Below are 13,948 nucleotides of genomic sequence, written 5' to 3'. Positions count from 1 at the left end.
AAATCTAGAAATCATTTGTTCAATAGCGGAGCGATGATGACACCACTTCTCGACGCGCGGAATATCAGCAAGCAGTTCTCGGGCGTGCCGGTTCTGAAAGGCATTGATTTCACGCTGCTTGCGGGCCAGGTGCACGCCCTGATGGGCGGGAACGGCGCGGGAAAATCGACGCTGATGAAGATTATCGCCGGGGTGGAGACGCCGGATGGCGGTGAACTTTCGGTCGCGGGGGAGTCTTTTGCACGGCTCACGCCCGCGCAGGCGCACAGGCTCGGCATTTACCTGGTGCCGCAGGAGCCGCTGCTGTTCCCCAACCTGACGGTGCGGGAAAACATCCTGTTCCGCCTGCCGCGCGAGCGCGATCTGGAAACGCGGCTGGCCGAGAAACTCCAGCAGCTCCAGTGCCAGCTTAACCTCGACGCCACCGCCAGCACCCTGGAAGTGGCGGATCAGCAGATGGTGGAGATCCTCCGCGGGCTGATGCGCAACGCCAGGATCCTGATCCTCGACGAGCCCACGGCATCCCTCACGCCCGGCGAAACCGAGCGGCTGTTTCGTCAGATCCGCGCCCTGCAGGATCTTGGCGTCGGGATCGTCTTTATCTCGCACAAGCTCCCTGAAATCCGAATGCTTTCCAGCCACGTCTCGGTCATGCGCGACGGCGCGGTAGTGTTGAGTGGCGAAACCGCACAGTTTGACGACAGCGCCCTGATCGCCGCCATGACGCCGGTGAGCCGGGAGAAGTCCCTGAGCGATACGCAAAAGCTGTGGCTGGCGCTGCCGGGCAACCGCCGCACCCAGGCGCAGGATTTTCCGGTGCTGCGCGTGGAGGATCTTACCGGGGAGGGGTTTATCGATCTCAGCCTTGAGATCTACGCCGGGGAGATCGTCGGCCTGGCCGGGCTGGTGGGTTCCGGGCGCACCGAATTTGCGGAAACCCTGTACGGCCTGCGTCCGGTGCGCGGTGGGCGGATCTGGCTGGAGAATCAGGAGATTGCCAACGAGCCGGTCAGTTCCCGTCTGGAGAAAGGGCTGGTCTACCTGCCGGAAGACAGGCAGGTGTCCGGCCTGTTCCTCGACGCGCCTGTCCGCTGGAACACCGTGGCGCTGAACGAGCCTTCAATCTGGCAGCAGCGCGGGCGGGAGTCTGCGGTAGTGGAGCGCTATCACCGGGCGCTGGGGATCAAGCTCAACCACGCGGATCAACCCGTGCGCACGCTCTCCGGCGGCAACCAGCAGAAGGTGCTGCTGGCGCGCTGCCTGGAGGCCAATCCTTTGTTGCTGATCGTCGATGAGCCGACGCGCGGGGTGGACGTCTCGGCGCGCGCCGATATCTACCAGCTCATTAAAAGCGTGGCGGCGCAGAACGTGGCGGTGCTGATGATCTCAAGCGATCTCGATGAATTTCCCGGCCTCGCGGATCGCGTGCTGGTGATGCATCAGGGCGTGCTTAGCGGCGAGCTGCCGCGCCACGCGGTCAGCCTCGATAAAATGATGGCGCTGGCGTTTGGAGGGCAATCATGAAGACCTTACTCAAAAACCGCGAGCTGAGCGCGTTTCTCGCCATTCTGGCGCTGTTCGCCGTGCTGGTGGCGCTGAACCCGTCCTACCTGAGTTTACAGACGCTGGGGATGATCTTCGCCAGCTCGCAGATCCTGATCCTGCTGGCCATCGGCGCGGCGCTGGTGATGCTGACCCGCAATATTGATGTGTCCGTGGGTTCCACCGTCGGGCTGTCCGCCATTGCCGTGGGCGTGGCGCTCAACGGCGGCTACAGCCTGCCCGTTTCCATTCTCTTCGCGCTGTCGATTGGCGCGCTGGCCGGGGCGTTCAACGGTTTTCTGGTGGTGGGGCTGCGCATTCCGGCGATTGTCGCCACCCTCGGCACGCTGGGGCTGTACCGCGGGGCAATGCTGCTCTGGACGGGGGGAAAGTGGATTGAGGGGCTGCCGCCGGGGCTGAAATCTCTGTCCGAGCCTGCCGCTATCGGCATTTCGCCGCTCGGCATGCTGGTGTTGATTATCGCGGCCACAGGGGCGTGGGCCCTGTCGCGCACCGCGTTTGGGCGGGATTTCTACGCGGTGGGGGATAACCTCGCCGCCGCGCGCCAGCTGGGCGTGGCGGTGAACCGCACCCGCATGATTGCCTTTACCCTGAACGGCATGCTGGCGGCCTGCGCCGGGATTGTCTTTGCCGCGCAGATTGGCTTCGTGCCCAACCAGACCGGCAGCGGGCTGGAGATGAAGGCCATCGCCGCCTGCGTGCTCGGGGGGATTTCGCTGCTGGGCGGCACGGGCACGCTGGTCGGCGCTTTCCTCGGCGCCTTCTTCCTGACCCAAATCGACACCGTGCTGGTGCTGTTCAGGCTCCCGGCGTGGTGGAACGACTTTATCGCCGGGCTGGTGCTGCTGGGCGTGCTGGTGCTCGACGGGCGCCTGCGCCAGGCGCTGGCGCGCCATCAGCGGGCGCTGAAGTACGGCCGATTCCAGCCGGGTAACAGAGGGGGGAAGCACGTTACCCCGTTTCCAGAACGCAAAAAAGAGGTGGCGTAAATGAGGTTTAACTGGGAAAGCGCGCTGCTGATTTTACTGGTGCTGGAGATCCTGCTCTTTGGCGCCATCAACCCGCGCATGCTCGACATCAACATGCTGTTGTTCAGCACCAGCGACTTCATCTGCATCGGCATCGTGGCGCTGCCGCTCACGCTGGTCATCATCAGCGGCGGGATCGACATCTCCCTCGGTTCGACCATCGGCCTCTGCGCCATCGCGCTGGGGGTGATGATGCAGGCGGGGTGGCCGATGGCGGCGGCTATTCCACTGACGCTGCTGCTCGGCCTGCTGTGCGGATTATTTAATGCCGCGCTTATTCACTACACCGGCATTAGCCCGCTGGTGATCACCCTCGGCACGCTCTACCTCTACGGCGGCGGCGCGCTGCTGCTCTCCGGCATGGCGGGCGCGACGGGCTATGAGGGCATCGGCGGCTTCCCGGACAGCTTCACGGCGTTCGCTAACCTCACGGTGCTGGGCCTGCCGATCCCGCTGGTGCTGTTCGCGGTGATTACCGTCTTCTTCTGGCTGATTACCCACCGCGGGCGCTTTGGACGTCATCTGTTCTTAATCGGCCAGAATCCGCGCGCGGCGCGCTATGCGGCGCTGTCGGTGAAGGGCATGCCCTACGCCCTGTACGGCCTGGTGGGCGTGGCCTCGGCGATTGCCGCGCTGGTGATGGTCTCCTATTTCGGCTCCGCGCGTTCGGATCTGGGGCGCGATTTACTCATGCCTGCGCTCACCGCCGCCGTGCTCGGCGGGGCCAATATCTACGGCGGGTCAGGTTCGGTTGTCGGTACGGCGCTGGCGGCGCTGCTGGTGGGCTACCTGCAACAGGGTTTACAGATGGTCGGCATCCCCAACCAGGTATCAAGCGCGCTTTCAGGTGCGCTGCTGGTTGTGGTGGTGATGGGACGTTCGCTGAGTCTGCACCGCGAATGGGTGCGATCTCTCTTCAGAAAACTATCCGGAGCGTAAGATGAAAACAAAACTGCTCGTCCTGGCAATGGCCCTCAGCTTCGCCTCGGCGCAGGCGGCTGACCGCATTGCCTTTATCCCGAAGCTGGTAGGCGTGGGCTTCTTCACCAGCGGCGGCAACGGCGCGAAAGAGGCGGGGAAAGCGCTCGGCGTGGACGTCACCTACGACGGCCCGACCGAGCCGAGCGTCTCCGGCCAGGTGCAGCTCATCAATAACTTCGTCAACCAGGGCTATAACGCCATCATCGTCTCCGCCGTGTCGCCGGACGGCCTCTGCCCGGCGCTCAAGCGCGCAATGCAGCGCGGCGTCAAGGTTCTGACCTGGGACTCCGACACCAAACCGGAGTGCCGCAGCATCTACATCAACCAGGGAACGCCGGAGCAGCTGGGCGGCCTGCTGGTGGAGATGGCGGGCAAGCAGGTCACCAAACCGAATGTGAAAGTGGCGTTCTTCTACTCCAGCCCCACCGTCACCGACCAAAACCAGTGGGTGAAAGAGGCGAAGGCCAAAATCGAGAAAGATCATCCCCAGTGGCAGATCGTCACGACCCAGTTTGGCTATAACGACGCCACTAAATCTCTGCAAACCGCCGAGGGGATCTTAAAAGCCTATCCGGATCTGGATGCCATTATCGCGCCGGATGCCAACGCTTTGCCGGCCGCGGCGCAGGCGGCGGAAAACCTGAAGCGCGAAGGGGTGGCAATCGTTGGGTTCAGCACGCCGAACGTCATGCGCCCGTACGTTGAGCGCGGTACGGTGAAAGCTTTCGGCCTGTGGGATGTCGTACAACAAGGCAAAATTGCGGTCAATGTCGCCGATCGACTGCTGAAAAAAGGCGATCTTAACGTTGGCGACAGCGTGGACGTCAAAGACATCGGTGCGCTGAAGGTCGAGCCGAACAGCGTTCAGGGCTACCAGTATGAGGCGAAGGGCAACGGCATCGTGCTGCTGCCGGAGCGCGTGGTGTTCACCAAAGAGAACATCAATAAATACGATTTCTGACGGGGGAGCAAATGGCTGATTTAGACGACATCAAAGACGGCAAGGATTTTGGCATCGGCACGCCGCAGCAGAATGTGCCTTACACCCTGAAGGGCTGCGGCTCGCTGGACTGGGGCATGCAGTCCCGGCTTTCGCGCATCTTCAACCCAAAAAGCAACCGCACGGTAATGCTGGCCTTTGACCACGGCTACTTTCAGGGGCCGACTACCGGTCTTGAGCGTATCGACCTCTCCATCGCGCCGCTGTTTGGCGAAACCGACGTGCTGATGTGTACTCGCGGCATTCTGCGAAGCCAGGTGCCCGCCGCGACGAACAAACCGGTGGTGCTGCGCGCCTCCGGCGGTAACTCGATTCTGGGCGAGCTGTCGAACGAGTGCGTGGCGGTGGCGATGGAGGACGCGCTGCGCCTGAACGTTTGCGCGGTGGCTGCACAGGTGTACATAGGCAGCGAGTTTGAGCATCAGTCGATCAACAACATCATCAAGCTGGTGGATGCGGGGACACGCTACGGGATGCCCGTGCTAGCGGTGACGGGCGTCGGCAAGGAGATGGCGCGCGACGCGCGCTACTTCTCGCTCGCCAGCCGCATCGCCGCCGAAATGGGGGCGCAGTTCGTCAAAACCTACTACGTGGACGAAGGTTTTGAAAAAGTGACCGCCAGCTGCCCGGTGCCGATTGTGATCGCCGGGGGCAAAAAGCTGCCGGAGCACGAAGCGCTGGAGATGTGCTGGCGCGCGATCGACCAGGGCGCGTCCGGCGTGGACATGGGGCGCAATATCTTCCAGTCCAGCGCGCCGCTCGCCATGCTGAAGGCGGTGAAGAAAGTGGTTCATGAGAACTGGAACGCCCGCGATGCGTTCCAGTTCTGGCAGGAAGAGAAACAGGGAGAAGCAAAATGAACGTGACGCTGGTAGAGATCAACATCAAGCCCGAGCGGGTGGACGAGTTTCTGGAGGTGTTTCGCGCCAACCACGAGGGGGCAATCAGGGAGCCGGGGAACCTGCGCTTTGACGTCTTGCAGGACCCGCGGGTGAAAACCCGGTTCTTTATTTATGAGGCCTACAAAGACGAAGAGGCGGTGCTGGCGCACAAGCAAACCCCGCACTATCTGGCGTGCGTGGATAAGCTTGAGGAGCTGATGTCAGAGCCGCGTAAGAAACGCAGTTTTGTGGGGCTGTTGCCGGAGTAACGGCCTTGCCCGGTGGCGCTAACGCTTACCGGGCGTTGTTCAGGCCAGCTCCATCAGCTGAACCTGAGCAGTGGCTCCCGGCATCAGCCGTTGCAGGTTGTTGACCAGCTCTTCCCCTGCCTCTTCCAGTGCCGCAAGCGGCATCGACGGCAGGCTTTCAAGAATAAACCACATGGATTGCGCCTGGCTGTCCAGACGAGTCCGTATCCCCTGGCGCCAGTTCCAGCGGCGGCAGGTCACGCCGAGGTCGTCGCGCCAGATAACCTCGCCCGGTTCCGGATGTTCCACCACTGGTTGTCCCTCTTTGAAAGTATCAAACGGCTCGCTGCCGTCGGCCAGGGTCAGACGGGGCGCACCCGAGTACGCCGAGAGATTTTCCCCACCCACCGGAATGGCATAGCGAATGCTCACCGCGTTATAGATATCCACGACAGGATCCAGCGACGGCAGCGAACCGTCTTTCAATACCCGCTTGCGCAGGGCAGAGGCCGAGCAGGGCGTGCGTTTCGGTTTCGCGCCGAAGGCTTTAAACACCTCATCCCAGTCTGAAAGGTGCGCATTAGCCCAGGGCACATCATCATTCAACATCTGCTGACAGGCCTGCGCCAGCGCGGCGGGCGCAACCTCCGGGTGGCTAATCGGCGTGGCTTCAACCAGAATGCTCAATGCCCGAAAGCCGGGCGCAATGTCGGCAAGTTGCGGATCTATTGACGGCGTTACGAGAGACATAAATAATCCTGTATTGACTGTTTTATACCATGGTAGTGACCAATGACTGATAAAGTCAATATAATGACTGATTCGGGTGCCGATGTTGCCCAAGTAAGCCTGGCCGTGGCAAACCGCATACGCAACTGGCGTAAAGAGAAAAAGCTGTCGCTGGACGAACTGTCCCGCCGCGCAAGCGTCAGCAAAGGCATGCTGGTAGAGATCGAAAAGGGCGCAGCCAATCCCAGCATCGCCATTTTGTGCAAGCTGGCCGCCGCGCTCGGCATCTCCGTGGCGGATATCGTCAACGTCTCCAGCGAGCCGCTGGTGCATGTTATAGAAGAAACGGCGATCCCGGTGCTGTGGCAGGGCACACAGGGCGGTTACGCCAGGCTGCTGGCGGGCACCGCGGGCCCGGATATGATTGAGTTGTGGCAGTGGGAGATGCATCCGGGGGAGTATTTCACCTCGACAGGGCATCCGGCGGGAACCTTTGAGCTGCTGCACGTGAACGAGGGCGTTTTAACGCTGACGGTGGATGAGACGGTGACCCATGTTAACGCTGGCGCATCGGCGGTGGCGAAAACCGAAGCGGCGCACGGCTATGCGAACGAAGGCGATACCGTGCTTCGCTTCACCATGACCGTGGCGGAGTTTCACCGTTAAAAAGCAGCCCGGTAGGGCTTCTACCGGGCGAACGCCTTTCAGGAATAATGCTTTTGCAACGTAGCAAGCAGACTGTCTGCACAGTATTGTCTGAGGAGTTTCTCATCCCTCTCAGGCAGGTCGCTTTGAAGAAAGGCGTCCAGACCCTCGGTATCGACACCGTTATAAATAAAAATACGGGCGGGATCGTAAAGCGCCATCGTTTTAATCGACGCATTGGTGGTGATCAGCTTCTTATTAAGAATCAGAGCTTCCAGCGCGCGAAGCGTTAATCCATTTTGCTCAGGTTTGTTTATTTCCAGCATAACGGAGCAGCGTTTGGCTTTATCAATATTATCCAGATAGCTGAGTTTTTTATTCTGGCAATTATCGGGGTAGTTATCCTGATTATTGTACTTATCCAGCAGATAAAAATCCGTTTTATAACCGCTATTTTCGAGCACCGGTGTGAGTATGCGAAGAACATCTGCACGAATGGGTTCATAGCCACCGACAAAAAAGCAGCTTTTATTTTCAGTTGCGCTCTCTTTTTGAAATTGCTGAATTTCTTGCCAGCTAAAAGGCAAAAACTGCTCAATCGCATGCAGATCATAGCGCTCGCAATCAGCAGGATCAAAGCTATAAATAGCATCAAAGACGGGGCGAACGGTGTCGATGTAATCCGCATCCTGCGCCAGTTGTCCAAGAAGACGACGTTTGCGCGTCAGGGCATCCACGGAGTCGCGCAGAATTAAAACTTTTTTACACGGCATGCTGGCGACATAATCCAGAAACGGAAAAACGCTGTACCCATTACAAATCGCAATATCGTCGGGTTTCATTGCCGATAATTTAACGGCACAGTGTGCGCGCTTATGCCATTTTTTCAATGCCTGGCCTGGCAGTAGGGCATTGATCGATTTGAAGCGTCGCATAATGCGATTAATTTGCTTAACGGGGTGTTCCTTAGCAAGCGAATTAAGCATCATGATTTCGAAAGGATTGACCCATTCCAGGAAAAAATATCGCATGGTCCCTCAGGAGAAGATAGCCGATATGGAGGGGATGATAACTTATTCTGCCAGATGGGTCATTAAACTCCCCCTCCGGACGAGGGGGAGTAGATATTACGCCTCTTCCACGCTCACCCGCAGCGCGGCCAGCGCTTTGTTCGCCGCTTTCAGCACCTGCTCACACTGCTCAATGGTCAGCGTCAGCGGTGGCTCAATGCGGATGGTTTTCGAGTTGTTGAGCGTGCCGGCCACCAGCACCCGCTGGCGGAACATCTCGCTCGCGAAGCTGTAGCCGATTTCGTTGTCGACAAACTCGATTGCCATCAGCATCCCTTTGCCGCGCGCCTCCTGCACCAGATCCGGGTACTCACGCCCCAGCTGGCGGAAGCCGTCCAGCAGCATGTCGCCTTTCTGCTCCGCCTGCGCAGGCAGGTTTTGCTCCAGCAGCACGTTGATGGTGGCCAACGCAGCCGCACAGGCCAGCGGGTTGCCGCCAAAGGTGGTGGTGTGCAGGAACGGATTGTCGAACAGCACCGAGAACACCTCCTCGGTGGCCACCGTCGCGCCAATCGGCATCACGCCGCCGCCGAGCGCTTTCGCCAGGCACAGAATGTCCGGCTGAACGTTCTCGTGCTCGCAGGCAAACATCTTGCCGGTGCGCCCCATCCCGGTCTGCACTTCGTCGAGGATCAGCAGCGCGCCAAACTCATCGCACAGCTGACGCACGGCGGGCAGATAGCCCTGTGGAGGCAGGATCACGCCGCCTTCACCCTGAATCGGCTCCAGGATCACCGCCGCCACGTCATCGCCGGTTTTACGGCATTCGCTCAGCACGGTGCGCATGGCGTTGATGTCGCCAAACGGCACGTGGCGGAAGCCCGGCAGCAGCGGCATAAACGGTTTGCGGAAGGTGGATTTAGCGGTAGCAGACAGTGCGCCCAGGGATTTACCGTGGAACGCGCCGCTGGTGGCAACGAAGGTAAATTTCCCGCGCGGCGACTGGTACGCCTTGGCGAGCTTGATCGCCGCCTCGACCGACTCGGTTCCGCTGTTGCTGAAGAAGCTGTATTTCAGTTTGCCGGGGGTCAAGGCCGCCAGCGTTTTCGCGAGCATGGCGCGAAGCGGGTCGAGCAGTTCCTGGCTATGGAGAGGTTGTTTCGCAAGTTGATTCTGTACGGCGGAAACCACTACTGGATTACGGTGCCCCACGTTGAAGATACCAAAACCACCCAGGCAATCTATAAACTCCTGTCCCTGGGTGTCGACAAGCGTGTTCAGACTTCCCGCTTGCCACTCTACGGCTCCGTAATCCCCGCCGGCGGTAACAGATTTGCGATACTCCAGAAAACCAGGATTCACATGCTCTTTAAAGTAATCGATGACCTCTCGGTTAAGTTGTTTCATCTCCTCATGATCGAGCGTTCGCTTCTCAATGAGATTCAGTGCGTGCGCGGTACAGGCAAGAGCCGAGGCGCTGGAAGGTAACCTGTTCAAAATGTGCTCCCGGGGATCGCGTATCACATGATACTGAGTTAAGTATTGCAGGGATTACGCCACTTCAGATGACTTAACGAAAATCGGGATAAACGCCAGGTTAAAATTATGTTGCGCAATATTTAATCATGCCGGAGATACCGAAACGGGATTTAGCGGTACAGGGCAGCCCGCATTATCAGGTGCAGAAAAGGGCAATTGCACTAAAGGAGTGCATGGCTTGCGGCTTAAGTGGGCGTTAACAGGTCATGCTTTATAGGTAATTTCTTGGCGAAAGTATTTGGAATCAATGAATTATAAAATCTCACAAAAAGTGCGGTTTAAGTGAAATCTGCGATCTCCATCAAGTTTAACAACTAAAGATAAATTGTTTACCGCCGAAAAAACAATAAACCACAAAATTAACATTCGAATAACCTGCAAGGAATGCCCGTCATGTCTTCTCCTTCCTATGTCACCCAGAATAACTATCCTCTGGACGATGACACCACCTTAATGTCGACCACAGACGTCCACAGCTATATGACCCATGCAAACGACACCTTTGTGCAGGTGAGCGGCTATCAGCTTGATGAGCTGATGGGCCAGCCGCACAATCTGGTGCGCCATCCCGACATGCCAAAAGCGGCGTTTGCCGATATGTGGTACACCCTGCAGCAGGGGGAGCCCTGGAGCGGGATTGTCAAAAACCGACGTAAAAATGGCGATCATTACTGGGTGCGCGCGAATGCGGTGCCGATGGTGCGAAACGGGCAGGTGACGGGCTATATGTCGATCCGCACCAAAGCCACGGAGGAAGAGATTGCCGCCGTAGAGCCGCTCTACCGGGCGCTGAATAACGGGAGCTGTAAAAGACGCATTCAAAAAGGACTGGTGGTGCGTAAGGGCTGGTTGGGTAAACTTCCTGCCATGCCGCTGCGCTGGCGCGTGCGCGGCGTGATGGCGGCGCTCTTTGCCGCGCTTGCCGCTACCCTGGTGATCACATCCGCAGGCTGGGCACCGCTCGCAGCGGCCGCCGTGGTCATGCTGCTGGGAACGCTGCTGTTTGAGCAGCAGATTGTCCGCCCGATCGAAAACGTCGCGCATCAGGCACTAAAGGTGGCGACCGGCGAGCGCAACAGCGTGCAGCATCTGAACCGCAGCGACGAGCTGGGGCTGACCCTGCGCGCGGTAGGACAGCTGGGGCTGATGTGCCGCTGGCTCATCAATGACGTCTCAAGCCAGGTGATGAGCGTCCGCGACGGCAGCGACAGGCTGGCGCAGGGGAATGAAGCGCTGAACGATCGTACGCGTCAGACCGTGGCGAACGTGCAGCAGACCGTCGCAACGATGAACCAGATGGCCGCATCCGTTCAGAGCAACTCAGAAACCGCCGCCGAAGTGGACAAACTCTCCGTGGCCGCGAGCAGCGCGGCGACGAAAGGCGGCAACGCGATGCAGACCGTCGTCAAAACCATGGACGACATCGCCGACAGCACGCAGCGCATCGGCTCAATTACCTCCCTGATTAACGACATTGCTTTCCAGACCAATATTCTGGCGCTGAATGCGGCCGTTGAAGCGGCAAGGGCCGGCGAGCAGGGGAAAGGCTTTGCCGTGGTCGCGGGGGAAGTTCGCCACCTTGCCAGCCGCAGCGCGAATGCGGCGAACGATATCCGTAAGCTGATTGATGCCAGCGCCAGCAGGGTACAGTCCGGCTCCGAGCAGGTGCACGCCGCAGGCCGCACGATGGATGATATTGTCGAGCAGGTGAAAAATGTCACGCAGCTCATCGCGCAGATCAGCCACTCGACGTCCGAACAGGCCACCGGACTGTCAGAGTTAACCCGCGCGGTGGCGGAGCTGGACAGCATTACGCAAAAAAATGCCGACCTGGTCGAGGAGAGCGCGCACATCTCTGCCATGGTGAAACACCGCGCCGGGCGTCTTAAGGATGCGGTGACGGTGCTCCATTGAGCCAGTAATGTTCCGGAAAAGTCGTTTATACCGTAAGGAATAAACGGCTTTTTTTATTTCTGGCTGTGACTATTAATGGCTTTTATTGTTAATGAGATATTAAATAACTAAAGAAAGTGCCTCAGTTATTTATCCCTGCCTAGTCAGTTTTCCCCGATGCTATTTTGCAAAACCCTGTTCTGGTGGTCTGGTAACGATCGATGGGGCGTAATTAATAGCCTCTACCTATCCATTTTGATGGTTATGAAATAAAAAAACGATCAAAGTCATAAAGTTAGCGGATTCGTTACCGATAACAGCGATCGTCTGAGAAATAATCACATCGATGGAGAAAATATGTTCTTACATGACGTAAAGATCGGCACGAAATTATTTCTGGCGTTTGGATTCTTTATTGTCCTGATGGTGGTCAGCGCCAGTATGTCCTTACTGAGCCTGAACCGGGCTAACAACGGGATGCAGTCCATCATTACCCATGATTATCCCACCACGGTAAAAGCGAACCAGTTAATCGACAACTTCCAGGAATTTATTAGCACTCAGCAGCTCATGCTGCTGGATGAACAGGGAACGTACACGGCGCAGTCGCAGCAGCATCTTAAAGCGATCAGCGAGCATATCACGGTGATTTTGGGCGAGCTGAATACGGTGCTGCAGGACCCGAAATCGCAGCAGGTCCTTGCCGAGATCCGCGACGTTCGTCAGCAGTATCTGGACTCGCGCTATCGCATTTTGCAGGCGGTGCAGAATAACGACCGTGCGGGTGCTATCCAGGAGATGATGACCCACACCCTCACCGTGCAGCAGGCCTATAAAGCCAAAGTGCAGGAGCTGATTGCGATTCAGAACCAGGAGATGCAGAACGCCGGGGCGCTGGTGGAAGGCGACTTCAGGTCTAGCCGACTGCTGCTAATCCTGATCACCCTCTTTAGCGTCGCGGCTGGCAGCCTGATTGGCTGGTTTATCGTGCGCGCTATCACCCGTCCGCTCGGCGAGGCGGTGAATTTTGCCAATGCCATTTCAGAGGGCGACCTGACGGGCAGCATCACGCCGCACGGCAAAGACGAAACGGGCCTGTTGCTGCACGCGCTGATGGAGATGAAAAACCGCCTGCTGGACATTGTGCAGCAGGTGCAAACCGGCTCGGAGAACATCTCCAGCGCAGCCGCGCAGATTGTCGCCGGTAACCAGGATCTTGCCGCGCGCACCGAGGAGCAGGCAAGTTCCGTTGAACAGACCGCCGCCTCGATGGAGCAGATCACCGCGACGGTGAAAAACACCGCCTCGCACACCGGGGAAGCGACCAACCTCTCGGCAGATGCCGCTACGGTGGTCAAAAACAACGGGGAGATGATGAAGCAGGTGACCAGCAAAATGCGCCTGATTAACGAGACGTCGAACCGGATGTCCGACATTATCGACCTGATCGACGCCATTGCGTTCCAGACCAACATTCTGGCGCTCAACGCGGCGGTGGAAGCGGCCCGTGCCGGAGAGCACGGTCGCGGCTTCGCGGTGGTGGCCGGCGAGGTGCGCCAGCTTGCCCAGAAGAGCGCGTCGTCCGCCAGTGAAATCCGCGAGCTGATCGAGAGCTCCACCAGCCAGACCCAGGACGGGATGAACCTGGTGGAAAAAGCGAGTGCGTTGATCAACGGCATGGTCGGCAACGTGGAGGAGATGGACGCGATCCTGCGCGAGATCCGCCAGGCCAGCCACGAGCAGACGGAGGGGATCTCGCAGATCAACAGCGCGATTGGCCTGATTGATGCCACCACCCAGCAGAACTCTGCGCTGGTGGAGGAGTCCGTCGCGGCGGCGGCATCCCTTAACGAACAGGCGATGCACCTGAAAGAGCTGGTACGCGTCTTCCGCGTGAGCGAGCGCGCGCCGGCTTAATCCAGCTGGGAGATCTCCAGCGCCGCGCGGTCGATTACGCCGATAATCTGCCTGAGCTGCGCGTCGCTGAGCTCTCCCTGATTCACCTTCAGGTCCAGCACCGCTTTAAAGTTATCCAGCGCCCGCTTCATCTGCGGGTTTTTGCGCAGCTGAAACCCGACGCTGCGCGCCTTAATACGCACCTGGATCTGTTCCAGCTGCTCCCGGTTTTCGTCCAGCCAGCGTTGTCCTTCAGCGGTAATCGCAATCTTCTTACGACCGCTCTCTTCTTCCGTAATGGTGATAAACGTCTGATCCTGCAGATAATCCAGCGTCGGGTAGATCACGCCGGGGCTCGGGGTATAGTTCCCCTGGGTGAGGTTCTCGATCTCTTTGATCAGCTCATAGCCGTGGCTCACGCTGCGGGTCAGAATATCCAGAATCACCAGCCGCAGGTCGCCGTGGCCGAAAAAGCGCGGTCGGCGTCCGCCGCCGTCGTGTTCGTGTCGCATGTTATGCCTCTCAATTTGATATA

The 13,948-nt window shown here is 58.6% G+C and carries 13 protein-coding genes; 9 read left to right on the top strand and 4 right to left on the bottom strand.

Annotated elements, in window-relative coordinates:
* Nucleotides 1–36: 36 nt before the first annotated feature.
* Genes lsrA through lsrG form a run of 6 tightly spaced genes read left to right on the top strand, consistent with a single transcriptional unit; the run spans nucleotide 37 to nucleotide 5,722 of the window.
* On the top strand, nucleotides 37–1,524 hold the full coding sequence (gene lsrA, locus UTO39_RS07515; protein WP_320726876.1) for an autoinducer 2 ABC transporter ATP-binding protein LsrA: 1,488 nt from the start codon (nucleotides 37–39) through the stop codon (nucleotides 1,522–1,524).
* Entirely contained in the window at nucleotides 1,521–2,552 is a 1,032-nt protein-coding gene (lsrC, locus tag UTO39_RS07510) for an autoinducer 2 ABC transporter permease LsrC (RefSeq protein ID WP_320726859.1), read from the top strand. The genes lsrA and lsrC overlap by 4 nt, the downstream gene beginning before the upstream one ends.
* On the top strand, nucleotides 2,553–3,530 hold the full coding sequence (lsrD, locus tag UTO39_RS07505; RefSeq protein WP_320726858.1) for an autoinducer 2 ABC transporter permease LsrD: 978 nt from the start codon (nucleotides 2,553–2,555) through the stop codon (nucleotides 3,528–3,530). It begins immediately after the preceding gene.
* 1 nt (nucleotide 3,531) lies between these two features.
* The gene (gene lsrB / locus UTO39_RS07500) at nucleotides 3,532–4,533 is read left to right on the top strand and encodes an autoinducer 2 ABC transporter substrate-binding protein LsrB (RefSeq protein ID WP_320726857.1); all 1,002 of its coding nucleotides are present in this window, start codon (nucleotides 3,532–3,534) and stop codon (nucleotides 4,531–4,533) included.
* Nucleotides 4,534–4,544: 11 nt separating this feature from the next.
* A complete protein-coding gene (gene lsrF / locus UTO39_RS07495; RefSeq protein WP_320726856.1) occupies nucleotides 4,545–5,432 on the top strand; it encodes a 3-hydroxy-5-phosphonooxypentane-2,4-dione thiolase in 888 nt (295 codons plus the stop codon).
* On the top strand, nucleotides 5,429–5,722 hold the full coding sequence (gene lsrG / locus UTO39_RS07490) for a (4S)-4-hydroxy-5-phosphonooxypentane-2,3-dione isomerase (RefSeq protein ID WP_044597614.1): 294 nt from the start codon (nucleotides 5,429–5,431) through the stop codon (nucleotides 5,720–5,722). Before lsrF ends, lsrG begins: the two co-directional genes overlap by 4 nt.
* A gap of 39 nt (nucleotides 5,723–5,761) precedes the next feature.
* Here lsrG and UTO39_RS07485 read toward each other — a convergent pair whose 3' ends face one another.
* The gene (locus UTO39_RS07485; protein WP_320726855.1) at nucleotides 5,762–6,451 is read right to left on the bottom strand and encodes a B3/4 domain-containing protein; all 690 of its coding nucleotides are present in this window, start codon (nucleotides 6,449–6,451) and stop codon (nucleotides 5,762–5,764) included.
* Between the two features lie 42 nt (nucleotides 6,452–6,493).
* Between UTO39_RS07485 and UTO39_RS07480 the strand changes: the two genes are divergently transcribed.
* Nucleotides 6,494–7,096: a helix-turn-helix domain-containing protein gene (locus UTO39_RS07480; protein ID WP_320726854.1), complete on the top strand. Its 603-nt coding sequence runs from the start codon at nucleotides 6,494–6,496 to the stop codon at nucleotides 7,094–7,096.
* Between the two features lie 38 nt (nucleotides 7,097–7,134).
* Here the strand turns inward: UTO39_RS07480 and UTO39_RS07475 are convergent, their stop codons facing one another.
* Nucleotides 7,135–8,106, bottom strand: coding sequence for a hypothetical protein (locus tag UTO39_RS07475; RefSeq protein ID WP_320726853.1), 972 nt, complete (start codon nucleotides 8,104–8,106; stop codon nucleotides 7,135–7,137).
* A gap of 96 nt (nucleotides 8,107–8,202) precedes the next feature.
* Nucleotides 8,203–9,582: a putrescine aminotransferase gene (gene ygjG / locus UTO39_RS07470; RefSeq protein WP_253543317.1), complete on the bottom strand. Its 1,380-nt coding sequence runs from the start codon at nucleotides 9,580–9,582 to the stop codon at nucleotides 8,203–8,205.
* A gap of 435 nt (nucleotides 9,583–10,017) precedes the next feature.
* Between ygjG and UTO39_RS07465 the strand changes: the two genes are divergently transcribed.
* Nucleotides 10,018–11,538 (top strand): methyl-accepting chemotaxis protein, encoded by a 1,521-nt coding sequence (locus UTO39_RS07465; protein WP_320726852.1) that lies wholly within the window; start codon nucleotides 10,018–10,020, stop codon nucleotides 11,536–11,538.
* Nucleotides 11,539–11,874: 336 nt separating this feature from the next.
* Nucleotides 11,875–13,434 (top strand): methyl-accepting chemotaxis protein, encoded by a 1,560-nt coding sequence (locus UTO39_RS07460; RefSeq protein WP_266179001.1) that lies wholly within the window; start codon nucleotides 11,875–11,877, stop codon nucleotides 13,432–13,434.
* Here the strand turns inward: UTO39_RS07460 and UTO39_RS07455 are convergent.
* Complete coding sequence (locus tag UTO39_RS07455) at nucleotides 13,431–13,925, bottom strand: PadR family transcriptional regulator (protein ID WP_320726851.1); 495 nt, start codon at nucleotides 13,923–13,925, stop codon at nucleotides 13,431–13,433. The genes UTO39_RS07460 and UTO39_RS07455 overlap by 4 nt on opposite strands.
* Nucleotides 13,926–13,948: the final 23 nt, after the last annotated feature.

It is taken from the genome of Enterobacter sp. 118C5 (genome assembly GCF_034107645.1).
Taxonomy (GTDB): Bacteria; Pseudomonadota; Gammaproteobacteria; order Enterobacterales; family Enterobacteriaceae; genus Enterobacter; species Enterobacter nematophilus.
Note: the sequence above shows the minus strand (reverse complement) of the source record. Positions and strands in the feature narration are given on the sequence as shown.

What these genes read in the sequence shown, in the direction of transcription:
- lsrB (WP_320726857.1), top strand. Translation starts at nt 3,532, where the DNA reads ATGAAAACAAAACTGCTCGTCCTGGCAATGGCCCTCAGCTTCGCCTCG.
- lsrG (WP_044597614.1), top strand. Translation starts at nt 5,429, where the DNA reads ATGAACGTGACGCTGGTAGAGATCAACATCAAGCCCGAGCGGGTGGAC.
- lsrF (WP_320726856.1), top strand. Translation starts at nt 4,545, where the DNA reads ATGGCTGATTTAGACGACATCAAAGACGGCAAGGATTTTGGCATCGGC.
- lsrA (WP_320726876.1), top strand. Translation starts at nt 37, where the DNA reads ATGACACCACTTCTCGACGCGCGGAATATCAGCAAGCAGTTCTCGGGC.
- lsrD (WP_320726858.1), top strand. Translation starts at nt 2,553, where the DNA reads ATGAGGTTTAACTGGGAAAGCGCGCTGCTGATTTTACTGGTGCTGGAG.
- UTO39_RS07465 (WP_320726852.1), top strand. Translation starts at nt 10,018, where the DNA reads ATGTCTTCTCCTTCCTATGTCACCCAGAATAACTATCCTCTGGACGAT.
- UTO39_RS07475 (WP_320726853.1), bottom strand. Translation starts at nt 8,106, where the DNA reads ATGCGATATTTTTTCCTGGAATGGGTCAATCCTTTCGAAATCATGATG.
- UTO39_RS07460 (WP_266179001.1), top strand. Translation starts at nt 11,875, where the DNA reads ATGTTCTTACATGACGTAAAGATCGGCACGAAATTATTTCTGGCGTTT.
- UTO39_RS07480 (WP_320726854.1), top strand. Translation starts at nt 6,494, where the DNA reads ATGACTGATAAAGTCAATATAATGACTGATTCGGGTGCCGATGTTGCC.
- lsrC (WP_320726859.1), top strand. Translation starts at nt 1,521, where the DNA reads ATGAAGACCTTACTCAAAAACCGCGAGCTGAGCGCGTTTCTCGCCATT.
- UTO39_RS07485 (WP_320726855.1), bottom strand. Translation starts at nt 6,451, where the DNA reads ATGTCTCTCGTAACGCCGTCAATAGATCCGCAACTTGCCGACATTGCG.
- UTO39_RS07455 (WP_320726851.1), bottom strand. Translation starts at nt 13,925, where the DNA reads ATGCGACACGAACACGACGGCGGCGGACGCCGACCGCGCTTTTTCGGC.